Annotated in this window: 21 protein-coding genes; 8 read left to right on the forward strand and 13 right to left on the reverse strand. The window is 65.7% G+C overall.

Features of this window, described 5'->3' with window-relative positions:
- Positions 1-119: 119 nt before the first annotated feature.
- Together VN706_20180 and VN706_20185 are read right to left on the reverse strand one after the other, a co-directional pair.
- On the reverse strand, positions 120-2,798 hold the full coding sequence (locus VN706_20180; protein HXT17960.1) for an ABC transporter permease: 2,679 nt from the start codon (positions 2,796-2,798) through the stop codon (positions 120-122).
- A 1-nt stretch (position 2,799) separates the two neighbouring features.
- Positions 2,800-3,168: a PadR family transcriptional regulator gene (locus VN706_20185; GenBank protein HXT17961.1), complete on the reverse strand. Its 369-nt coding sequence runs from the start codon at positions 3,166-3,168 to the stop codon at positions 2,800-2,802.
- Positions 3,169-3,339: 171 nt separating this feature from the next.
- On the opposite strand from VN706_20185, the gene VN706_20190 reads away from it, so the two are divergent.
- The gene (locus tag VN706_20190) at positions 3,340-4,929 is read left to right on the forward strand and encodes a M28 family peptidase (GenBank protein ID HXT17962.1); all 1,590 of its coding nucleotides are present in this window, start codon (positions 3,340-3,342) and stop codon (positions 4,927-4,929) included.
- A gap of 15 nt (positions 4,930-4,944) precedes the next feature.
- On the opposite strand, the gene VN706_20195 is transcribed toward VN706_20190, so the two are convergent.
- Genes VN706_20195 through VN706_20205 form a run of 3 tightly spaced genes read right to left on the reverse strand, consistent with a single transcriptional unit; the run spans position 4,945 to position 8,071 of the window.
- Complete coding sequence (locus VN706_20195) at positions 4,945-6,243, reverse strand: MFS transporter (protein HXT17963.1); 1,299 nt, start codon at positions 6,241-6,243, stop codon at positions 4,945-4,947.
- Positions 6,244-6,284: 41 nt separating this feature from the next.
- On the reverse strand, positions 6,285-7,481 hold the full coding sequence (locus tag VN706_20200; protein ID HXT17964.1) for a cytochrome P450: 1,197 nt from the start codon (positions 7,479-7,481) through the stop codon (positions 6,285-6,287).
- Positions 7,478-8,071 carry a TetR/AcrR family transcriptional regulator gene (locus VN706_20205; GenBank protein HXT17965.1) on the reverse strand — a complete coding sequence of 198 codons (594 nt, stop codon included), beginning with the start codon at positions 8,069-8,071 and terminating at the stop codon, positions 7,478-7,480. The genes VN706_20200 and VN706_20205 overlap by 4 nt, the downstream gene beginning before the upstream one ends.
- Positions 8,072-8,205: 134 nt before the next feature.
- Between VN706_20205 and VN706_20210 the strand changes: the two genes are divergently transcribed.
- Positions 8,206-8,874, forward strand: coding sequence for a VTT domain-containing protein (locus VN706_20210; protein HXT17966.1), 669 nt, complete (start codon positions 8,206-8,208; stop codon positions 8,872-8,874).
- On the opposite strand, the gene VN706_20215 is transcribed toward VN706_20210, so the two are convergent.
- The 8 genes from VN706_20215 to VN706_20250 form a co-directional block, all read right to left on the reverse strand.
- Positions 8,852-9,514 (reverse strand): DsbA family protein, encoded by a 663-nt coding sequence (locus VN706_20215; protein HXT17967.1) that lies wholly within the window; start codon positions 9,512-9,514, stop codon positions 8,852-8,854. The genes VN706_20210 and VN706_20215 overlap by 23 nt on opposite strands.
- Positions 9,515-9,523: 9 nt before the next feature.
- Positions 9,524-10,429, reverse strand: a complete 906-nt coding sequence (locus VN706_20220) for a VOC family protein (GenBank protein HXT17968.1) — start codon at positions 10,427-10,429, stop codon at positions 9,524-9,526.
- Positions 10,426-10,848, reverse strand: a complete 423-nt coding sequence (locus VN706_20225) for a DoxX family protein (protein HXT17969.1) — start codon at positions 10,846-10,848, stop codon at positions 10,426-10,428. Before VN706_20225 ends, VN706_20220 begins: the two co-directional genes overlap by 4 nt.
- A 72-nt stretch (positions 10,849-10,920) precedes the next feature.
- Positions 10,921-11,388, reverse strand: a complete 468-nt coding sequence (locus VN706_20230; GenBank protein HXT17970.1) for a MarR family transcriptional regulator — start codon at positions 11,386-11,388, stop codon at positions 10,921-10,923.
- Between the two features lie 223 nt (positions 11,389-11,611).
- Positions 11,612-13,675 (reverse strand): M3 family metallopeptidase, encoded by a 2,064-nt coding sequence (locus VN706_20235; GenBank protein ID HXT17971.1) that lies wholly within the window; start codon positions 13,673-13,675, stop codon positions 11,612-11,614.
- 9 nt (positions 13,676-13,684) lie between these two features.
- Positions 13,685-14,128, reverse strand: coding sequence for a DUF983 domain-containing protein (locus VN706_20240; protein HXT17972.1), 444 nt, complete (start codon positions 14,126-14,128; stop codon positions 13,685-13,687).
- Between the two features lie 5 nt (positions 14,129-14,133).
- Positions 14,134-14,379, reverse strand: coding sequence for a hypothetical protein (locus tag VN706_20245; GenBank protein HXT17973.1), 246 nt, complete (start codon positions 14,377-14,379; stop codon positions 14,134-14,136).
- Between the two features lie 168 nt (positions 14,380-14,547).
- On the reverse strand, positions 14,548-15,879 hold the full coding sequence (locus VN706_20250) for a thymidine phosphorylase (protein HXT17974.1): 1,332 nt from the start codon (positions 15,877-15,879) through the stop codon (positions 14,548-14,550).
- 53 nt (positions 15,880-15,932) lie between these two features.
- Between VN706_20250 and VN706_20255 the strand changes: the two genes are divergently transcribed.
- The 6 genes from VN706_20255 (at position 15,933) to VN706_20280 (ending at position 21,948) form a co-directional block, all read left to right on the forward strand.
- The gene (locus VN706_20255; GenBank protein HXT17975.1) at positions 15,933-16,631 is read left to right on the forward strand and encodes a hypothetical protein; all 699 of its coding nucleotides are present in this window, start codon (positions 15,933-15,935) and stop codon (positions 16,629-16,631) included.
- Between the two features lie 440 nt (positions 16,632-17,071).
- The gene (locus tag VN706_20260; protein HXT17976.1) at positions 17,072-17,503 is read left to right on the forward strand and encodes a response regulator; all 432 of its coding nucleotides are present in this window, start codon (positions 17,072-17,074) and stop codon (positions 17,501-17,503) included.
- Complete coding sequence (locus tag VN706_20265; protein HXT17977.1) at positions 17,487-18,575, forward strand: diguanylate cyclase; 1,089 nt, start codon at positions 17,487-17,489, stop codon at positions 18,573-18,575. The genes VN706_20260 and VN706_20265 overlap by 17 nt, the downstream gene beginning before the upstream one ends.
- A gap of 28 nt (positions 18,576-18,603) precedes the next feature.
- On the forward strand, positions 18,604-19,332 hold the full coding sequence (locus VN706_20270) for a GAF domain-containing protein (GenBank protein ID HXT17978.1): 729 nt from the start codon (positions 18,604-18,606) through the stop codon (positions 19,330-19,332).
- Positions 19,333-19,362: 30 nt separating this feature from the next.
- Entirely contained in the window at positions 19,363-21,384 is a 2,022-nt protein-coding gene (gene ligA / locus VN706_20275; protein ID HXT17979.1) for an NAD-dependent DNA ligase LigA, read from the forward strand.
- 12 nt (positions 21,385-21,396) lie between these two features.
- A complete protein-coding gene (locus VN706_20280; GenBank protein HXT17980.1) occupies positions 21,397-21,948 on the forward strand; it encodes a V4R domain-containing protein in 552 nt (183 codons plus the stop codon).
- Positions 21,949-22,014 lie beyond the last annotated feature (66 nt).

The raw sequence follows: 22,014 nt of genomic DNA on the forward strand, positions 1-22,014 counted from the left end.
CGCGCCGCCCGGTGACGAAGTGCGTATCGACCAACGCGTTGCGTTGGCGGACGGTGCCCATCGCTGTTCGCTGATGGGATGCACTGTCCGCAAACGCACACGTCACATCGCCCGTTGCGTCAATCCGCGCGCAACGCCTCGAGCGGATCCATCCGCGTTGCCCGCAACGCCGGCACGAACGACGCCGCGCCGGCGACGCACAGCATGAATGCCGAGACCGCGACATAGGTCATCGTATCCACGGGGGCGATGCCGAACAGCAACGTCGAGGTCAGGCGTCCGAGCGCCGCCGCGCCGAGCAAGCCGAGCGCGAGTCCGACGACGGCGAGTCCCAGTCCGTGGCGCAACACCATGCGGCGCACGTTCTGCGCGCTCGCGCCAAGCGCGATGCGAATGCCGATCTCGCGCGCCCGCTGTGTGATCGAATAGGCGAGCACACCGTACGTGCCGACTGCCGCGAGCACCAGCGCGATCACCGCGAATGTGCCGAGCAGCTCGGCGAGGATCTGCGGTCGTGCGACGGACGCCGCGAAGACTTCGTCCATGCTGCGCATCTGCGCGATCGGCAGCGATGCATCGAGCGACGAGACGACTTTCCGAATTCCCGGCGCGAGCGCGGCGACGTCGCGATCCGACCGGACGACGACGTTGAGACTTGCCGGCGCGTACTGGCGAATCGTTGGGCTCTGCTCGTAGTCGAGATACAACTCGGTGCCGGTCTTCGAGTCGACGCCGCCCTGTTTCACGTCCTTCGCGACGCCGACGATCGTCATCCAGACTGAATCGCCGCCCGGCCGAATGCGACGCCCGATCGGATTCTGCTTTCCATAAAAGAGGCGCGCCGTGGTCTGGTTGATGATCGCGACGGGCGCCGTCATCGGACCGTCTTGCGGTCCGAACGCGCGGCCGGCAACCACGGGAATGTGCATCGTCGTGAAATACGACGGCAGCGCGTACTGATAGTAGTCGATGTTCGCCATCGGGCCGTTCGGCGCGGGCACGTATCCTTCGATGTCCGTGTCGTTCGCGTTGATCGAGCGCTGTGGCGGAAGTCCGCTCATCGCGGTCGTCGCGGCGATGCCGGGAACGGAACGCAGTTCGCGCGTCAGATTGTCGTAGAACGCGACGCGACGAACGGGATCAGTGTACACCTTGGGCGGCAGCGCGATGCGGAACGTCGTGAGATGCGTGCGATCGAAGCCCGCGTCGACGCGCATGAGATTCCAGAAGCTCCGAACGAGCAACCCCGCGCCGACGACCAGCATCACCGCAAGCGCCATCTCCAGGATGACAAGTCCGCTGCGCACGCGTGCGCGCGCACCGATCGCCGTCGTGCGGCTGCCTGCATCGCGCAGCGTCAGCCCCAGGTTGCCGGCAGTCATCTGGAGCGCCGGCGCGAGACCGAACACCACCGCCGTCAACAGCGCGAGACCGAGTGTAAAGAGCAGGACTCGCGCGTCGATGGTAACGCCGGCGGCGCGCGGAATGCCGGCCGACGCCGCATGAACCAGCGTGCGCAATCCGACGTACGCCAGCGCGGTACCGAGCACGGCGCCGGTGATCGAGAGCACAAAACTCTCGGCGAGAAACTGCCGCACGAGCCGCCCGCGGCCGGCGCCCAGCGCGGCGCGCACTGCCAGCTCCTTGTGGCGCGTCTCGGCGCGCATGAGCAGGAGGTTCGCGAGATTCGCGCACGCGATGAGCAGGACGAACGCAACCGCGGCCTGCAGCGTCCATAGGGCGCGGCCTATGCCTCCGATGGTGTCCGATTGCAGATCGTCGAAGCGAATGGGGTGGAATTTCGGATCGGGCGTGTGCACGAAACCCGGGCCGCAGCACTGTGCTCCGACCGTGCCGCCGTCGGTGACGTTCCATTGCTTCACCATTTGCGTGAGCTCGCCGCGCGCCTGTGTGAGTGAGACGCCGTCCTTGAGTCGTCCGACGAGCAGGAAGTTGTGGCCGCCGCGGTATTGCTTTCGCTGCGCCGGGTCGAGCGTGAGCGGCGCCCACACCTGCACGCCTTGCTCGTGCACGTCGAAGCCCGGCGGCATGATGCCGACGACCGTGCGCGCCATGCCATCGACTTGAATCTGCTTGCCGACGATCGGGCGGCCGCCGAACGCGCTCTGCCACACTTCGTGTGAGAGCACGACGACCGGCGCCTGATTCGGGAGCGTTTCCTCATTCGTGAATGCGCGTCCCATCGCCGGGTGGACGCCGAGCACGTCGAACATGCTCGACGATGCGATGGCGGCGGTGACGCGCATGGGCGTTGCGTCACCACCCAGGTTCACCGCGCTCACGACGTACGCGCCGACGGACTGGAACGATCGGTTTCGCTCCTGGAACTCGAGAAACTCGGCCGCATCGAGCGGGAAGTGATCGAGGCCCATCGACGGGAACTGGCTCGTGATCTGCACCAGCTGCTGCGGCTTCGGGTATGGCAACGGCCGAAGCACGACACCGTTGATGACGCTGAAGATCGCGGTGTTCGCGCCGATTCCGAGTGCGAGCGTCACGACGCACGCGGTCGCGAATGCGGGCAAGCGCGTGAGGCTCCGGATGGCATAGCGAACGTCGCCGGCGAACTCGGACGCCCAGTCGCGCGGCCACATGTCGCTCGTCACTTCGCGGATGGTGACGGTATCGCCAAGGTCGCGCCGCGCGTTGCGTTCCGCGTCTTCGGGCGACTCGCCGCGCGCGATGCCGTCGCGGATTGCCATGCTCATGTGCGTGCGAAGCTCGTCGGTCAATTCGCTTTCGCGAATTGACCGGCGGCGCCAGAAGCTGTTCGGCATGTCAAACCTCCTCGGGAGCGGGCGGCACGAACAATCCTTCGATGGCCTGTGAGAGCTGCTGCCAGCGCGAGCGCTCGGCGGTGAGCCGTTTTCGGCCGGCGGGTGTGAGGCGATAAACGCGCACGCGCTGTTTGTTATCGGACTTCTCCCACTCGGCTTTCACGAGCTTCTGTCGTTCGAGCCGATGCAGCGCGGGATAGAGCGACCCGGCATCGACTTGCAGGACGCCGTTGGAGGTCGCGCGGACGAGCTGTACGAGCCCGTATCCGTGGCGCGGTCCCCAGCGCAGGGCCTGGAGGATGATGAGATCGAGCGTGCCCTGAAGGAGCTCGATGCGCGCGAGGGCCGGCTTGGGTCGACGATTGGTCATAAGCGCCTGGAGCAAGGGTATAGACCGTCTATATCAAGGATATAGCGTGTCTATATGGTAGGCTAGAGACAGTCTATATCCTTGGAACCGGCGCCTCGTGATTTCGTTGGCACGCCGGCCGATCTCGTACATTCTCCTTACAATCGATTGGCGGGGTCGCTATCGTGCGGCATGCGCTCATTCGTCCTCTTCCCCGCTTTCGCCGCCGTGCTGGCCGTGCCCGCGGCGCGCGCCGCCGCCCAGGACAATCCGACGGGCGATCCGATCGTCCAACGTCTCTACGACGAAGGCATGCACCACTCGCACGCCGCGAGTCTTGCACAAGTGCTCATGGACTCGATCGGACCGCGACTGACCGGCTCGCCCGCGAACCGCGCCGCGAACGACTGGCTCCTTGCCACCTATCGCGCGTGGGGCGTGGACGCGAAGAACGAGCAATACGGCACCTGGCGCGACTGGACGCGCGGGCCGAGCGGTCTCGAGCTCGTCGCGCCGCGCGTGCGTGTGCTCGAGGCAACGATGCACGCCTGGAGCGCCACGACGCCGGCGGGCGGCGTCACCACCGACGTCGTCATCATTCCGCGCGCATCAGAGATCGTTGATAGCGCCGGCTTCGCGCGGTGGCTCGCCGGCGCCAGGGGCAAGATCGTGCTGGCGTCGATGCCGCAGCCAAGCTGCCGCCCCGATTCCGACACGCGCTTCTGGGCCGACTCGGCGACCTACGCGCACTCGCGCGCGGTGCGCGACAGCGTCGCATCCGACTGGACCGCGCGTTTCACCGCCGCGCACGTCAGCACCCGCAATCTCATGCCCGTGCTCGAGCGCGCGGGCGTCGCGGCGGTTCTCACGAACTCCTGGTCGCGCGGCTGGGGCGTGGACAAGATCCAATCCGCGCGGTCACGCACCGTACCCTCATTCGACGTGTCGTGCGAAGACTATTCGCTGCTCGCGCGTCTCGCGGCGAACGGACAGCATCCGCGCGTGCGAGCGGTGGCGCAGGCGACGCTTGCCGCCGCAGAGTCGCCGGTCTTCAACACCGTGGCGCGCATCACGGGCAGCGACAAGCCGAACGAATACGTCATGCTCTCCGCGCATCTCGACTCGTGGGACGCCGGTAGCGGTGCGACCGACAATGGTACGGGCACGATCACGATGCTCGAGGCCATGCGCATACTCCACGAGATCTATCCGCACCCCAAGCGCACGATTCTCGTCGGGCATTGGAGCGGCGAAGAGGAAGGCGACATCGGATCGTCGGCGTTCGCCGCGGACCATCCCGAGATCCTCAAGGGACTCCAGGCACTGTTCAATCAGGACAACGGCACCGGCGAGATCGACAGCGTGCAGACGAACGGCTTCGTCGACGGCGCTCCGGCGCTCGCGCGCTGGATGTCGCGCATGCCCGCCGACATGACGCGCAGCATCGCGCTGATGATGCCCGGTGTCGCGCACAACGAAAGCACCGACAGCGACGCGTTCGACTGCCGCAACGCACCGGGATTCTTTCTCACGTCGTCCGATTGGTCGTACACCGATTACACCTGGCACACCAACCGCGACACGTACGACAAGATCAATTTCGACAACGTGAAGCGGAACGCCACGCTCGTCGCGCTGTTCGCGTACGAGGCATCGGAAGATCCGACGTTCCTCTCGCGGACGCGACGTGTGCCGCCAATCGACCCGCGCAGTGGACAGCCGATGCGTGTTCCGCAATGCGACGAAGCCCCGCGCAGCTGGGCGGCCACGCAACGGCCGTAACGAACCACCGTGTCGTTAGAGCGGCGCCGTTCCCGACTCCGCCTGCACCGCGGACAGGATTCCACGCTCGACGTAAATCGGCCGCACGTGCTCGCGCAGCGATCTGATTCGCGTCGCGAGCCACACGCCGGCCGCCGCGCAAACGACGCCGCCGAGAATGATCGTCGCCGACGCGCCGATGCGGTCGGCGACGACACCGGCCAGCAGACTGCCGATCGGCGCCGAACCCATGAACGCCATGGTATAAAACGCCATCACCCGGCCGCGCAAACGCTCTTCGGTGATCGTCTGAAGGATCGTGTTCACCGACGCCATGTTCACCATGAAGCCCGCGCCCACGAACGGCAGGATCACGAGCGACGCCCACAACGACTGTGAAAGCCCGAAGGCGATGAGCCCAATGCCGAACGTCATCGTCGCGACGATCATCACGCGACCGAGACCGAGCACGCTGGACCGGCTCGCGAGATAGAGCGCGCCGGCGACGGCGCCAAGTCCGGACGCGGTCATGAGAAAGCCGAGCGTGTGCGCGCCGCCGTGCAACGTGGTCGACGCGATCATCGGCATGAGCACGCTGTACGGCATCCCCATGCAGCTGACGACGGCGAGCAGGATCAACGCCGATCGCACCGGAGGAAATCCGCTGACGTACCGATAGCCGTCGCGCAACTCGGACAGCATCCCCGCGCGCGTCGACGCCGGCGCATCGCGTTTGACGCGCATCATCAACAGCGAGATGATCACCGCGACGTACGAGATCGCGTCGATCAGGAAACACCAGCTTTCGCCCATGGCGGCGATGATCACGCCGCCGATCGACGGACCGATGATGCGACTGCCGTTCACCATCGTCGAGTTGAGCGCGATGGCGTTCGGCAGGTCCGCGCGATCGTCCACCATGTGCACGACGAACGACTGCCGCGCGGGCGTATCGAAGGCGTTGATCAGGCCCTGCACCACCTGCAGCACGAGGATCCACGCCACGTCGATCGCCCCGGTGAACGCGAGAATGGCAAGCGCGAGCGATTGGAGCGCGGACAGCACCTGCGTCCACACGAGAATGCGATGCCGGTCCCAGCGATCCACCAACACGCCCGCGAACGGTGCAAGCAGCAGCGTCGGAATCTGGCCGGCGAATCCCACCACGCCGAGCAGCAGCGCGGAGTGCGTCAGCCGATACACGAGCCAACTCGTCGCCACGCGCGTGATCCACGTGCCGATGAGCGAAACGCTCTGCCCGCTGAAGAACAGACGAAAATTTCGGTGTGCGAGCGCGCGTCCGAGTCGCGGGCGCGGCGGTTGGTTCGACGGCATCGGCGGGGTGGACGAGCAATATGGAGACCGCTGGAGGCGCGCTACGCGCGCGCTGCCTCCGACCGCTCGAAACGTAGCTGAAGGCGCTCCGGACCATGCACGTGGAACGCTTCGCGCGGCGTCCAGGGCTCGTCGCCGGCGCGCTCGAACCGCGTCCATCGCTCGAGCAATAATCCGAGCGCGATTCGCGCCTCGAGCCTCGCCAGCGGGGCCCCGACACAGAAGTGAATGCCGTGCCCGAACGCGATGTGCGCATTCGGATGCCGCGTCACATCGAACGACTCGGCCCCGTCGAACCGCCGCGGGTCGCGATTCGCGGCTCCGATCACGAGCAGCACCATCTGCCCGGCGGGAATCGTGTGATCGCCGACTCGCGCGTCCTTCTTCGCGACGCGAAACATGGTTTGTACCGGCGATCGATATCGCAGCACCTCCTCGATCGCCGGAGCCAGCAACTCCGGCGCGATACGAAGCAGCGCGAGCTGATCCGGATGTTCGATGAACGACAACACGGCGTTCGCGATCAGATTCGTCGTCGTCTCGTGCCCGGCCAGCATCAGGAGCTGGAAGAATCCCAGGATTTCGTCATCGGTCAGGCGTTCGCCTTCTTCGTTCGGCTGCACGAGTGCCGTCAGCAGATCGTTCTCTGGCCGCGAGCGCCGCTCGTCGACGAGGCGGCCGACGTACTCGCGCATCTCCGCGTTCGCGACGGTGACGTCGTGAATCGCCTGCGCGGCGCGCGGATCGCCGCTGACGGTGTGGCTCAATCGGACGATCGCATCGCTCCACCGGCGAAACGTCGCGTAGTCCGACGGAGGCGCGCCAATCATCTCGGCAACGACCATGAGCGGCAGCGGCATCGCGAAATCGCCGATCAACTCGATTTCGCCGGAGTCGGAGTTCGCGTCCGCGCGATCGAGCAGCGAACGCGCCAGCGCATCGATGCGCGCTTCCAGCGCCGCCACGGAGCGCGGCGTAAACGCGCGCGCGATCAACGACCGCAGCCGCGTGTGCCTCGGTGGATCCGCGAAGATCAACCACTGACTCGTCAGCGCCCCGCCGGGCGACGCGGCCGAGCTGAACGTCGCGGCGTCGGCGAGTCCGCGCTTGGTGTCGTCGTAGCCCAGGAGCATCCACAGACCGGTGCGTGGTTCGCGAAACACCGGCGCCGCGGACCGAAGCTGTGCGTAGAGGGGATACGGATTGCGACGTGCGTCCTCGGAGAAGATGTCGATCACAACGCGATACCTCGCAGCACGACGGCGGCGACGCGGCGCGTGAAGCGTTCGTCCACGCGGTCGCCGTCGATGAGAAAACGATAAAGCAGTGGTCCGGCGAAGAGATGCGTGGCGAACGCCGCATCGAGTCCGCGGCGCAGCTCGCCGCGCGCGGCGGCGCGCGCGAGGATCTGTCGCATGGCATCGCGCCACGTCGCCACGAAGCCGTGACGGACCGCGCGAGCAATCGCCTCATTGCGCGCCATCGCCGCGACGAGACCGGACAACAAGTGGCGTGTCGCCGGATCCTCGTACATGATCGAGGTGGAGCGCAGCAGGCGGCGCACGTCGCCGCCGAGCGTGCCGGTGTCGGGCACGGGAACCTTGCGCATGATTCCGCCTAGCGCCTCGACGACGAGCGGCTCCTTCGACGCGAACCGCCGATAGAGCGTCGCCTTGCCCACTCCCGCCCGTTCGGCGATCCCCTCCATGGTCACGGCGTCGTAGCCGATGTCGCGAATGAGCGCGATGGCAGCGGCATGAAGGGCGGTGTCGGCATCCTGGCTGCGCGGCCGTCCGCGCGGCCGATTTACGATACGCTGGCGTGTCATAATTCAACCTCGCCCGGTTAATTACGGAACGCAAGTGTCTCGTAATAGCGTACTCGACGCTAGCAAGCTCCTTGCATAGGTCGATGGGTCCGATGGAAGCGACCGTGAGCCCCGCCCGAACCCAAGGAGAGCCGATGCGCCCAAGCGATTGGGCACGGCTCCTCGTGCCGCTCCTCCTCATCGCGGCGTTTCTCGTCGCCGCGTGGAAGCTCGGCTACTTCAATCTCAAGGATCCATCGAAGCTCACCGCGGCGGCCGACCGCGCACAGAACCTTCCGTGGTTCGGACCCGTGTTCGCGATCGCCTACGGGGTCGTCGCGGCATTCGCCGCACCGGTCTCACCGCTGGCGTACGGCGCGGGCGCCATGTTCGGTGTCGTACAAGGTACGATCTGGGTGTGGACGGGCTCGATGATCGGCGGCACGGCCGGTTACTGGCTCGCGCGCGGCGCGTGGGCCGGCGCCGCGAAGCGCATGCTCGGCCGCTATCAGGAAAAGCTGCAGGATCTCGAGCGCGGCAATGCGTTTCTCACCGTGCTGCGCGTGCAGTTGCTGCCGATCGTGCCGTTCGGGGTGTTCAACTACGCCGCCGGCGCCACGAAGGTACCGTTTCTTCCGTATCTCCTTGCCACGGCGATCGGCGTGATCCCGGGAAGCATCGCCGCGGTCTATGTCGGCGATCGCGTGGCGGCGGGATTCCGCGGCGGCGGCAAGAGTGCGTTTCTCGTCGCGGCCATCGTCATGGCCGCGCTCTTCGCGCTCTCCTTCCTGCCCAATCTGATCAAGAAGCTGCGCGGGCGCTGAGTGCCGCGTCGAGATGACGCGTGAGCATCTGCACCGACGCGCCGATGCGCGGCAGCGGTGAGATGAATCCATCGCTGACCACGAGCAGCGTCGGAAATGACGTCGCGCCGAGCGCGCGTGCGAGCGCGAAGTCTTCGGTCGCGGCCATGCCGCCTTGCGGGCCGGTCATGAAGGCGCGCACTCTCGCCGCGTCCAGCTGGAGGGTGCGCGCGACGTCGGCGAACGTGTCCGGGTCAGAGAGGCTACGGCCGTCGATGTAGAACGCGTGCTGCATGGCCGCGGCGATCTCGACGGCGCGCTCGGGCGCCTGCTCGCGCAACGCCGCGAAGCCCGCGGCGGCGGCCTCTGAGTCGAGCACGAGCGAGCCATCGCGCAGCACCGCGTCGAATCCATCGCCGAATTGCGCGCCGGTGTACTGCGTCACGCGCGCGTTGGCCTCTCGAATGAAACCCAACGTGCCGATGCGCGGCTTGTTCGCGCCAACGAACAAGCCGCCACTCACCACCCGAAACGGCACACGGTGGCGATTGGCTTGCCAGAAGGCCATGAGCGTTTCATCGAAGCCGTAACACCAGCCGCAGTAGCCGTCGAACACGTACACGACTTCAGGCGACTGCCAATGGAGATCGATCGCCGTCATACCAGTTCTCTAATCGACGCGGCCGGTGACGAGCCGCAGTTGCGTGCCCCATGGATCGCGTACGGCGACACCGCTGCTCGGGCGATCGACGAGATGCCCCGCCGCCTCCAGACTCTCGACCGCGCCGTTCACGTCGCTCTCGCCGGGAAGCACCAGCTCCCAGTCGAGCAGCCGTGCGTCGTCGACCGTCGAGAGCGGCGCGCCGGCCGCCCACGTGTTGGTTCCGAGATGATGGTGGTAGCCGCCCGCCGACATGAACAACGCACCCGGGTAGCTCCACACCACCTTGTCGAGTCCCAGCGCGCGATGATAGAACGCCTCGGCCTCTTCGATGTTGCGCACGTACAGGTGTACGTGACCGATCGTGGTGCCGGCCGGCGCGCCCGTCCATTTCTCGCCGTTCGCCGACGCGACGAGGTCGGGCACGTCGAGCGGAATCGTCGTCATGGCCAGCTGGCGATCTTCGGCGCGCCACGCACTGCGCGGACGATCCGCATACACCTCGATGCCGAGCCCGTCGGGATCCGTGAGATAGACCGCTTCGCTGACGAAGTGGTCCGACATACCGGCGTACGCGCCGATGTCGCCGAGGTGCGCGACGAAGCGGCCGAGTGCCGCGCGGTCCGGCAGCAGGATGGCGAAATGATACAGGCCGATGTGCCCGCGACGCGCGACGGGCCGAACACCCTGCTTTTCGTGCAGCTCGACGAGCACGCGGTCGCCTTCCTGAGCACCGAGCATGGCGACGCCGCCGGCGCGATCGATCACGCGCAAGCCGATGACCGTTTCATAATAGGCGATCGAGCGTTCGAGATCGGCGACTTGCAGCCGAACCCGGCCGATATGTGTGGCGTCGGGCAGCCGGTATCCCGGCGGCGCAATGCCGTATGGAAGAGCGGATGCAATGGTGGTCATACGTGCGTCCTCCGCCGCGCGAGCGACGCGTCGAGCGAATAATCCCCCGCGCCCGCGATGACGAGCACGGCATACATGCCGAGGAGGGAGAGTGGAAACTCGAAACCCATCGGCGCGAAGAAGCCGTTCTTGAAGTGCACGAACGTGATTGCACCCAGCATATCGAACGCCAGTCCGAGCGCGGCGAGCCGGGTGAGCAGGCCGATGAGAATCGCGATGGGCGCCAGGACCTCGAGCACACCGATGAACGGGCCCATCACGTTCGCGCCGGGAATGCCCATCTTCACGAAGTTCGCGCCGACGTTGCCGAGCCCGAACACGAAGACTTTCTGCAGCCCGTGCACGATCATGATGCCGCCGGCGACGAGACGCAGGACGAGGAGGCCGAGGTTGACGCGCGGGATGTTGTCGTTGGTCATGGGTGGTCGTTCCGGTAGAGGATCACTACGCTGTTAGGACTACTAGTGTTATAACACCTATTCGGTCGAACATCAGACACCCTGGCGCGCCAACGTCAGCAGCTCGTTGAGTGCCCGAAGCTGCTTGTTCGTCATGTGGCCCAAGTGCTGTTTGTGGACTCGAGCGATGGGTTCGTCCAGCGTGCGGAGCAGTGCGTTGCCTCGTGTGGTGATTCGGGTGCCGACCAGCCGTCGGTCGGTGGTGCTGCGCTCGCGTTCGATGAGCCCGATTTCCTCGAGGCGGTCGAGCAGCCGCGTGACGTCGGGCACCTGAGCAATCAGGCGATCGCGCACTTCGTTCCGACATAAGCCTTCTTTGCCCGCCCCGCGCAAAATGCGCAGCGCGTTGTATTGCGTGGGCGTGACGCCGTATGGTTTGAGCGCTTCGGCGAACGCGTGGCCGAGCACGGCCGCGGTGCGCTCAATGTTGAGCTGGGCTTCCTGCTCGAGGCTGGTAAACGGTTTCGTTTGCTTGATTTCGGATCGGAGGCCGGATGACATGCCCGCAAGATAGGTGTTATAACACGCATCGTCAAGGACCACGGACGAAGGCGGACGAACTCGGAACGGCACGGAGACGGCGTCAACTGCAAGTGAACTGATGTTCTTGGAACAGCCTCGAGTCGCTTCGGCTGGCGAACCATCCCGAAGAAGTTCTCAACAAAGCACTCATCTTCAAACGCCGTCGCCGCGCCTGTCCGTGTTCGTCCGCCGTTGTCCGTGGTCAGGTCAGCCCTCTCGCCCGCAACAACGGCTCGATCTTCGGCTCTCGTCCCCGAAACTCGCGGTAGAGCTCCGCCTCGTTGCGCGTGCCGCCGCGAGAGAGGATCGCGCTCCGAAACGCCTCGCCGTTCTCCCGCGTCATGCCCCCGCGCTCCTCGAACCACGCGAACGCATCGTGATCGAGCACCTCGGCCCAGAGATACGCGTAGTAGCCCGCCTGATATCCCCCGTCCCAGATGTGCGCGAAGTACGTGCTTCGATATCGCGGCGGCACCTCGCGCATGTCGATCTGAAACCGCCGCAGCGCGTCGGCTTCGAACGCGGCGACGTCGCCGGGGCCATCGCCCGGCGCCAACGTATGCCACGCCATGTCGAGCAACGCCGCCGACACATACTCGGTGAGGGCGAAGCCCTGATTGAACGTCCGCGACTTCTTGATCTTCTGGACCAGCGCGTCGGGCATCGGGTTTCCCGTCTCGTGATGCCGCGCGTATCGCGCGAACACCGACGGCTCGAGCGCCCAATGCTCGTTGAACTGCGACGGAAACTCGACGAAGTCGCGCGGCGTGCTCGTTCCGGAGAGCGTCGGGTACGCCACGTCCGACAACATGCCGTGCAGTGTGTGCCCGAACTCGTGAAACATCGTCGTCACGTCGTCGAAGCCGAGCAGCGCGGGCTTTCCCGCGGGAGGCTTCGCGAAGTTGCACACGTTGACGACGACCGCCTTGGTGCCGAGCAGGCGCGATTGATCGACGAAGGAATCCATCCACGCGCCGCCGCTCTTGTTGTCGCGCTGGAAGAAGTCCGCGTAGAAGATCGAGAGCGGCGATCCGTCGGCATCGAACACTTCGAATACGCGCACGTCGGGATGGTAGACCGGAAACGCGGTCGTCTCCCTGAATGTCAAGCCGAACAGCTGCGTCGCCGCGAAGAAGACGCCGTCCACGAGCACGCGCTCGAGCTCGAAGTACGGCTTGATCTGATTCTCATCGATATCATACTCCGCGCGGCGCACCTGCTCGGCATAGTATTGCCAGTCCCACGGCTCGAGCGCGAAGTGGGTCTCCGCTCGCTCGACCAACGCCTCCATCTTCGCGACTTCCGCCTTGGCTTTGGTCACCGCCGCGGCGCCGATGTCCGTGAGCAGGGCAATCGCGTTGGCCGGCGTCTTGGCCATTTGATCCTCGAGGACGTATGCCGCATCGCTGGCGTAGCCGAGCAGCCTGGCCCGTTCCGCGCGCACCTCGGCGAGGCGTTTGATGATCCCGCGCGTGTCGTGCGTATCACCCTTGTCGGCGCGATGAATGGACGCCTCGAACAATCGCGCACGAACGTCGCGGCGGCGCAGCGACTCCTGCGCCGGCTGCTGCGTGGTGTTCTGGAGCGGCAACACCCACCGGCCGGGAAGATCCCGTTCCATCGCGGCTTCGGCCGCGGCGGCGATGTCCGCATCGCTCAGTCCATCGAGCTCGTCGCGATCCGTGATGACGAGCGCTCCCGCTTTGGTCGCGGCCAGCAGACGATTCTGAAATTCGGTGGTGAGGGTCGACTCCTCGAGATTCAGCAAGCGCAGGTGCGCCTTGTCCGCCTCTGGCAACCGTGCGCCGGCGCGGACGAAATCGGTGTGATAGCGCTCGACGAGGCGGCGCTGCTCGGCGTCCAGGCCGAGGGTGTCACGCGAGTCGTACAGGCAGCGCACGCGTGCGAACAGCTTGTCATTCAGATAAATGGCATCGCTGTGCGCCGCGAGATGCGGCGCGGTGCGCGTTTGCACCGCCTGCAAGGTGTCGTTCGTGTTGGCCGACGTGATCGCACCGAAGACCTTGAGTGCTCGCGTCAGCAGGTCGCCCGACCGCTCGAGCGCCGCGAGGGTGTTGTCGAACGTCGGCGGCGCCGTGTCATGGACGATGGCGTCGACTTCGCGCAGCTGGCGGCGCATGCCTTCTTCAATCGCGGGCTCGTAATCGCTGTCGCGAATGCGATCGAAAGGCGGCGCGCCGAACGGCAGCGTGCTTACCGCGGCGAATGGATTGTCGGCGGCAAGGAATTCAGACGTAGCGGTCACGTATGCGGGTCAGTCGTTCGGATGCGGCGGAGCGTTCACATCGCCCGCGGCGCCGCCCTTGGCGTCGCCGGGCTCGATCGGGCGGAAACTCAAATCCCACGCCAGCCACAACGTTCGAGAGAATGGAAAAAAGATGAAGGGCAGCGCGACGCAGAGGACCACGGCCAGGATCTCGATGGCCGTCCATGGCTGATTCGGCGATGACATGATCATCCACACGATCGGAATACCGAGTCCGAGCACCTCGCCGGCGACGAGATTGAACACGTACGCGCCGATCCAGAAATCCGAGCGCTCACCGCGCTCGAGCGCGAGGCCGCAGCGCGGACAGCGTTCCTGGAGGTGAAGCCAACCGCGCAGAATTCCGCTGCCGCCACACCGGGGGCAGCGCAAGACGATCGCGCGGCCGAATTTCGTGGCCACGCTCGACGCCGGCGGCAAGGTTGCCGCCACGTCGTTCAAACTCCGCGCGGGCCGCCGCGATTGGCGATGTAGATCAGCTGCTTGCCGACGGCGACGTGCACGGCGATCAGCGCCAGGACGACCAACGCCAGGGAGATCCACGTGACGACGGACAACGCCGTCATCATGCCGCCGGTCGCGGTATGCCGGCTGATCCATGCGACATACAAATAGATCAGGACGAACAGCGCACACGCGCCGTATGCGCCTAGTCCAGCCATGCGGGCCATGTTGGGTGGCATTGCTTCCTCGGGACGACGAATGAGACCAGTGAAGTTCGAAAGCTCTTCGGGTCAATTCCTTCACGCAACTGCGCGGCCATTACGCGCGTCGTCTTGAGCGCAGCGGAGCGCTGAATGGCTCCTTCGTCGGGACGGGGGTCCTTCGACTCCGGCGCTGCGCGCCTTCGCTCAGGATGACACTGTCTCCACCCCGTCGATCGTCACGCGATGCGACACCATCGGCAGCGGCGGCTCGGCCTCGTCGGCGATGACGAACGCCGCGCGCAACGCCTGCCGGCCGCTGCCGATGCCCGCCCGATCGCGCGCGAAGATCGTGGCCATCGCCTCACCGGCCTCGACCCAATCGCCGGGTCGCGCGGTGACGACGAAGCCGACCGATGGATCGGCGATGTCCTCGACGCGCGTGCGGCCTCCGCCCATCTCGATGATGCCGCGACCCAGGTGCCTGGGCTCGATGCGCGCGACGAATCCGCGTCGCGGCGCCGCGAAGATCTCGCACTCCGCGGCCTGCGGAAGAATCGACGGATCATCGACCACCGACGGGTTCCCGCCCTGCGCTTCGATGATTTTCTGAAAATGCTCGGCGGCGCGACCGGTGCCGATCGTCTTCTCCAGCTCTCGCCGCGCCTGATCGGTGTTTTCCGCCACGCCGGCGAGCACGAGCATCTCGGCGCCGAGCGCGTAGGTCACGGCCATGAGCTCGGGCGGACCTTCGCCCTTGAGCGCGGCGATGGCCTCTTCGACCTCGAGCGCGTTGCCGCACGCGCGTCCAAGCGGACGGTCCATCGCGGTGACGAGCGCGACGCACGGACAGCCATGATCGGCGCCAAGTTTGATCATCACCTCCGCAAGCTCGAGCACCCGGTCGACGTCGGGAATGAGCGCGCCGCTGCCGCGCTTCATGTCGAGCACGAGACCGGTGAGATCTTCCGCGAGCTTCTTGCTCATGATGCTCGACGCGATGAGCGGAATGGATTCGACCGTCGCGGTTGCATCGCGCAGCGCATACATCTTCTTGTCGGCGGGTGCGATCTCGGGCGTCTGGCCGATCATCACACAGCCCAACTCTTCGATCTGCCGCACGGCCTGCGCGAGCGTGAGATCGGTGCGAAAGCCGGGAATCGACTCGAGCTTGTCGAGCGTTCCGCCTGTGTGGCCGAGCGAACGGCCGGACATCATCGGCACCGCGACGCCGAGCGCGGCGACCATCGGCGCGAGCACGAGCGAGACCTTGTCGCCGACGCCGCCGGTGGAATGCTTGTCCACGCGCGGACGGCCCAGGTGCTCGAGCTCCAGGCGATCGCCGCTCAACAGCATGGCTTCCGTCAGCGCCGCGGTTTCGGCGCGATCGAGCCCGCGAAGAAAACAGGCCATCAGGAGCGCGGCCATCTGATAGTCGGGGACGTGCCCTTTGGCGTAGGCCAATGCGAGCGCACGCCACTCTCCCGGCTCGATTCTGCCGCCGTCGCGCTTACGTTCGATCAAACGATGTGCGAGCATTTACCGATCTGTGGGGTAATTCCAACCACCCAACCCACGTTGTTGGAGCCATCATGAGACTGGGCACTCTCGCCGCCCTTGCGGCGCTGCTTTCCGCGGGCCGCGTCGCACACGGTCAATCGAGTACTGGAAGTTCTGCCGCCGATACGACGAGCTACGCGTGGCTGATCAAGGCCGCGGGTGATGCGGTGGATCGCGGCGAGTTCGATCAGAACGCGGACGAGCGCGAAGCCCTGTACAAGAAGGCAGAAGACTACGCGCGGCGCGCGATCGCGGCAAATCCGAACGATGCCGAGGGGCATTTTCATCTGGCGCGCGCCATCGGCCGGCGCGCGTTGACGATGGGCAAGCGCGATCAGGTCAAGTTCGCCAAGGTCGTGTATGACGAGGCGAACGCGGCGCTGCGCGCGCAGCCGAAGCACGCCGGCGCGCTGCACGTGCTCGGCGTGTGGAACGAGCACATCATGCAGTTGAACTGGATCGAGCGCACGACCGCCAAGACGCTGCTTGGCGGGAAGGTGTTCGGCGAAGCAAGTTGGGACAACGCGCAGCGCGATCTCGAAGAGGCGGTGGCGATCGAGCCCAATCGGATCACGCACCGTCTCGATCTCGCCCGCGTGTATGCGGATCGCGATCAGAAGGCCAAGGCCTTCGAGCAGCTCGAGTGGATCGGGCGCGCGCCGGCGACCGATCCCAACGACGCTCATTACAAGGACGAGGCTTCCGCTCTGCTGCGTGATTTGAGGCGTTGACGCTGCCGCGCGCGCTCGTGGCGGTAGTGGCGGAGCTCGTCGCGCAGGTCGTCCCAGGCGTAGTGGCCGCGGCGGGCGAATCGGCGCGTTGCTCGGCTGAGGGCTCGGCGGGCGTCGGGGCCGGATTGCGGAGTCGCCAGGACGGCAATGCACGCACCGACGGCCAGGCCGATGGCCAACCCCAATGCTGGGTATATGTTAGGGGCGCGTTGGGGGCGTTGGGCGGGGCCGGCGTAGGACATCGGAATCGTCTCCGTGGACCGTGGTAAGAAACTTGCGGCGTACTGGCTCGACCACGGTCAGTGTTTGTTGATTGAGGTCGAGCTGGACATCCCAGTCCAACTCTCTGCTTCATCGTTCCTGATAGTTCACTGCAGTCGGCACTCGCAGCGCAAGGCACGCCGAGCACCGCGATCACAGCGCCGGGACGAGAGGGTCCAATGATTCAGGCCACCGTCGATGGTGTGAGGACACGCATGACCGCGAACGGAAAAACGGTACTTCTCGTCGAAGACAATGAGGACAACCGCATCGTCTATTCCACGATCTTGCGGCATTTCGGCTATTCGGTCACCGAGGCCCTGAATGGTGAAGAGGGCATCGCGAAGGCACGCACCGAAAAGCCGGATCTCATCCTGATGGATATCTCCATCCCGGTGATCGACGGTTGGGAGGCGACGCAGGTGCTCAAGCACGATCCACAGACGCGCGACATCCCGATCATCGCGCTGACCGCGCACGCCCTGGCCTCGGACCGCGAGAAAGCGATGGAGGTCGGCTGCGACGGGTATCTCGCGAAGCCGTGCGAGCCGAGGGCGGTCGTTGCGGAAGTTCAACGATTCCTCGGAAAGAGTGATGGAAGCGCCACGTGATCACGAGCAAGCGCGAATCCTGATCGTCGACGATCACGAAGACAATGTCGAGCTGCTGCGCGCTCGACTGGAATCGTGGGGCTACGCGACCGAGTCGGCCGCGGATGGCGAGGAAGCGCTCGAGAAGGTGGAGTGTACCGTTCCGGATCTCATTCTGCTCGACGTCATGATGCCGAAGATCGACGGCATCGAGGTCGCGCGGCGAGTGAAGGGGAACGTGGCGCTGCCGTTCATTCCGATCATCATGCAGACGGCGCTCGACGCGACCGAGAACAAGGTCGAGGGGCTCGAGGCCGGCGCGGACGATTACATCACGAAGCCGATCGACTTCGCGGAGCTGAAAGCTCGGCTCAACTCGATGCTGCGCATCAAGCGGCTGCAGGAAGAGCTGGAGGAGCGCGAGCGCCAGTTGCTCGAGGCGAACGAACGTCTGCGACACATGTCACAGACGGACGCCCTCACGGGGCTCGATAATCGACGGCATCTGGAGGAGCGGATCGACGAAATGTTCGAGCTGGCCAAGCGCCTGAACGAACCGTTCTCGATCGTGATGTGCGATCTCGACCGCTTCAAGAGCGTGAACGACACCTATGGGCACCAGGCGGGCGACGCGGTGCTCAAGCAGTTTGCCAAGATTCTGCGACACGAAGTGCGCGAGATCGACCGTGCCGGACGCTACGGCGGCGAGGAGTTCATGCTGCTGTTGCCGGGCACCGTGCTCGACGCGGCGGTGACCTTCGCCGAGCGGGTGCGGAAAAACGTGGAGCAGCATACCTTTACGTTCGACGGCACCTCGATTCAGCGCACGGCAAGCTTCGGGGTTGCCGCCTGGCCGCATCCGCGCATCTCGCATTGCGATGGGTTGGTGCGTTCGGCCGACGATGCGTTGTACGTGGCGAAGGAAACCGGCCGGAACAAGGTCGTTCGATTCGACAGCGACGAATTCAACGAGCACGCGGAAGACGATGGACCAGACCGACCCCGAAGCGACGTTCCCCCCGTCGGAGGCACCCTCGCATCCCACACCGTCCCAGTCGCAGACGCCGGGATCCGATGGGAGAGCGGAGCGTGACGACGAAGTAGCTCGTTTGCGCGCCCGCGTGAACGAGCTGCAGCGCGAGCGCGATCATCTCGTTGCGATCGTCGACATTCTTCAAGAAATATCATCCTCCCTGCACTTCGTCGACATTTTACAGGCGATTGCACGGAAGCTTGGCGACGCGTTTGGTTTGGATCGCTGCGCGATCTTCCTGTCGGGCGAGCAGAACGAGGTGCGTCTCGTCGCGAGCTACGAAGATCCGACGATCCGCAATCTCGTCGTCGATCTCAATCGGTATCCCGAGCTCAAGCGCGCGTTCGATTCGGGCGAGACGGTGTTCATTCCCGACGCCGCGAACGATCCGTCGCTGCGCGGCATCAAGGCGACGCTGGACAGCCGCAACGTGCGGTCGATCGTCGTGGTGCCAATCCAATGGCAAGGCAACGTGATCGGCGCGATCTTCCTGCGCACGGAGCGCGACGCCGAGCCGTTCTCGGATTCCGACGTGCGGTTCTGCCAGGTGGTCGCGTCGCTGACGGCCAAGGCGCTGCGCAATGCGCACCGCTTCGAGGCGCTGCTCCGCGATCAGAAGGACGCCACCGTTGGGCAGCGCCGCGCCGATCTGCAGCGTATCGCGCTGATCTCGTTCGTGCGGCGGCTGCTCGACCGCTATACGCGCGGCGACGATCACGTCTGGGCGGAGACGTTGTTGCCGAAGGCGTCAGACGAGGAGTTGGAGCGGCTCGTGACCGTGGCAATGCAAGTGATCGACGAAGAAGCCAAGGGATGAGCGTTGGGCGATGGGCGCCGGGCGATGGGCGTGAGTGACGACGCCGAGTTGTCGGCGCGGGCCGCGGAGCTGCGGCGGCAGATCGACGAGGCGTCGTACAACTATCACGTGCTCGACCGGCCGACGATCTCGGACCAGAAGTACGACAGGCTGTATCGCGAGCTCGTCGAATTAGAGAATGCTCATCCCGCGCTGCGGACGGCGGATTCGCCGACGCAGCGCGTCGGCGCCGAGCCCGCGACACACCTCGTCAAGCACACGCATCTGGTGCCGATGCTGTCGCTGGCGAACGCGTTCAACGAAGAGGAGCTCGCCGCGTGGGAGGAGCGGCTCGTGCGCGTGGCCGGCGACGACGTGCGCACGGAAGGCTACAACTGCGAGCTCAAGATCGACGGTGCGGCGGTAAGTCTGTCGTATCGCGAAGGCGTGCTGGTCGAAGGGGCGACGCGCGGGAACGGGACCGTCGGCGAGAGCGTCACGACGAATCTCCGCACGATTTCGGCCATCCCTCTACGTTTGAGGGGAAGCGCTCATCCCTTCATGATGGAGATTCGCGGCGAAGTCTACATGCCGTTCTCGGGGTTCGAGCGCATGAACGAAGAGCGCGTCGCCGCGGGCGAAGCGGTATTCGCGAATCCGCGCAACGCCGCGGCCGGCGCGCTTCGTCAGCTCGATCCGAAGATCACCGCGTCGCGCCCGCTCAAGTTCTTCGGTTACGCGATGGCGCTGCCCGACGGCGAGTCGCTGCCCGTGACGACGCAGTCGGAGCTGCTCGCGCTACTCGCCGGCTGGGGCATTCCAGTCGCGCCACACTACCGCCGCTGCGCGAATCTCGCCGAGGTGCATGCGTGGGCGACCGAGATCGAGCACAGGGTGCGCGGTGCCCTCGACTTCGCAATCGACGGCGGCGTGGTAAAGGTCAACGCCCTGCCCTTATGGCCCGAGCTCGGCGTGATCGGCGGGCGCGAGCCGCGCTACGCGATCGCCCGGAAGTTCGCGCCGGACATCGCCGAAACAAAGCTGCTCGGCATCGGCGTGAACGTGGGCCGCACGGGCACGATCAATCCATATGCGGTGCTCGAGCCGGTGGAGATCGGCGGCGCGATGGTGAAGCTCGCGACGCTCCACAATTTCGATCTCGTTGCCCGGAAGGACCTGCGCGTGGGCGACGTGGTGCAGGTCAAGCGCGCGGGCGAGGTGATTCCGCAGATCATCGGGCCCGTGCCCGACAAGCGCGACGGCTCGCAGCAGCCGTACGAGCCGCCCGACTCGTGCCCGTCGTGCGGCTCCGCGCTCGTGAGTGGCGCCGAGCTCGGGATGAAGTACTGCCCCAACTTCGACTGCCCCGGGCGCCAGCTCGAGAGTCTCGTGCACTTCGCCTCACGCTCGGCGATGGACATTCGCGGACTGTCGTACGCGCGCATCACGCAGCTCGTCGACGCGAAGCTCGTGCACGACGCCGCCGACCTCTACGACCTCACCGCGTCGCAGCTCACGCAGCTCGAGCGCTTCGCCGAGAAGAGCGCGTGGCAGCTCGTCGAAGCGATTCAGGCGTCGAAGGCGCAGCCGTTGTCGCGGCTGTTGTTCGCGCTGGGGATCGCCAACATCGGCGAGATCGCGGCGCGGCAGATCGCCAAGCACTTCGGGACGATGGACCGGATCGTCGAGGCGACGCGCGACGACGTGCTGGCGATTCACGGCATCGGCGAAACGCTCGCCGACTCGCTCGTCGAATGGTTCGCCGATAAGAAAGCTCTAAAGTTGATCGAGAAGTTGCGCCGGCACGAGCTTACCTTTGACGAGCCCACGACGCAGACCGGTGACGCGCTCAAGGGGATGACCGTCGTCATCACGGGCTCGTTGCCGACGCTCTCGCGGGAGCAGGCCAACGCGCTCGTCGAGGCGAACGGCGGGCGCGTGGCGAGCAGTGTCTCGAAGAAGACGAGCTTCGTCGTGGTCGGCGACGACGCCGGCAGCAAGCTCGAAAAGGCAAAACAGCTGGGCGTCGAGACGATCGACGAAGCGGAATTCAAGCGTCGCTCATCACTTTGAAGGGAGAGGCCGATGGCGCAATCGATCGACCTGCCGGACAACGGGCTCGTCGCGCTCACGCGACAGTCGCTGATCGCGCTGCGCAGCGCGCTGTTTCGCGACGTCGGCCCGAACGCGGCGGCGCTGCTGCAGGAGGCCGGCTACGCGGGCGGTCCCGCATTGTACGATGCCTTCTCGCGCTGGCTCGCCACGCACGGGCTGCCCGCACCCGACGCCCTGCCCGCGGCGGAATTCGCGCTGCGAGCGACCGAGTTCTTTCGTGAGACCGGGTGGGGCGCGATGGAGATCGGCGCGCTCGATTCCGTCGCGACGATCGATTCGCCCGATTGGGCCGAGAGTGACCCGGCGTTTCCGCTCGAGTTTCCGGGCTGCTATTACACCGCGGGCGTGATGGCCGACTTCTTCGGCCGACTGGCCGGCGAGCCGCTCGCCGTCATGGAAGTCGAATGTCGCTCGATGGGCGCGCCGCGCTGCCGGTTCCTCGTGGGAAGCGGCGAGACCATGCAGCGCGTGTACGACGCGATGGGTCAGGGTATTCCATACGATCAGGCCGTGCAGGGGTAGCGCACGACGCGATCGAGTCGGTCAGCCAACCGCGCCCTTCGGTGCTCTCAAGTGCTCTCAAGTGCT

It is taken from the genome of Gemmatimonadaceae bacterium, assembly GCA_035606695.1.
Lineage (GTDB): Bacteria > Gemmatimonadota > Gemmatimonadetes > Gemmatimonadales > Gemmatimonadaceae > JAQBQB01.

Excerpts from the sequence above, each read along its gene's own strand:
- VN706_20180 (HXT17960.1), bottom strand. The coding sequence starts at position 2,798 with ATGCCGAACAGCTTCTGGCGCCGCCGGTCAATTCGCGAAAGCGAATTG.
- VN706_20185 (HXT17961.1), bottom strand. The coding sequence starts at position 3,168 with ATGACCAATCGTCGACCCAAGCCGGCCCTCGCGCGCATCGAGCTCCTT.
- VN706_20190 (HXT17962.1), top strand. The coding sequence starts at position 3,340 with ATGCGCTCATTCGTCCTCTTCCCCGCTTTCGCCGCCGTGCTGGCCGTG.
- VN706_20195 (HXT17963.1), bottom strand. The coding sequence starts at position 6,243 with ATGCCGTCGAACCAACCGCCGCGCCCGCGACTCGGACGCGCGCTCGCA.
- VN706_20205 (HXT17965.1), bottom strand. The coding sequence starts at position 8,071 with ATGACACGCCAGCGTATCGTAAATCGGCCGCGCGGACGGCCGCGCAGC.
- VN706_20210 (HXT17966.1), top strand. The coding sequence starts at position 8,206 with ATGCGCCCAAGCGATTGGGCACGGCTCCTCGTGCCGCTCCTCCTCATC.
- VN706_20215 (HXT17967.1), bottom strand. The coding sequence starts at position 9,514 with ATGACGGCGATCGATCTCCATTGGCAGTCGCCTGAAGTCGTGTACGTG.
- VN706_20220 (HXT17968.1), bottom strand. The coding sequence starts at position 10,429 with ATGACCACCATTGCATCCGCTCTTCCATACGGCATTGCGCCGCCGGGA.
- VN706_20225 (HXT17969.1), bottom strand. The coding sequence starts at position 10,848 with ATGACCAACGACAACATCCCGCGCGTCAACCTCGGCCTCCTCGTCCTG.
- VN706_20230 (HXT17970.1), bottom strand. The coding sequence starts at position 11,388 with ATGTCATCCGGCCTCCGATCCGAAATCAAGCAAACGAAACCGTTTACC.
- VN706_20245 (HXT17973.1), bottom strand. The coding sequence starts at position 14,379 with ATGCCACCCAACATGGCCCGCATGGCTGGACTAGGCGCATACGGCGCG.
- VN706_20250 (HXT17974.1), bottom strand. The coding sequence starts at position 15,879 with ATGCTCGCACATCGTTTGATCGAACGTAAGCGCGACGGCGGCAGAATC.
- VN706_20255 (HXT17975.1), top strand. The coding sequence starts at position 15,933 with ATGAGACTGGGCACTCTCGCCGCCCTTGCGGCGCTGCTTTCCGCGGGC.
- VN706_20260 (HXT17976.1), top strand. The coding sequence starts at position 17,072 with ATGATTCAGGCCACCGTCGATGGTGTGAGGACACGCATGACCGCGAAC.
- VN706_20265 (HXT17977.1), top strand. The coding sequence starts at position 17,487 with ATGGAAGCGCCACGTGATCACGAGCAAGCGCGAATCCTGATCGTCGAC.
- VN706_20280 (HXT17980.1), top strand. The coding sequence starts at position 21,397 with ATGGCGCAATCGATCGACCTGCCGGACAACGGGCTCGTCGCGCTCACG.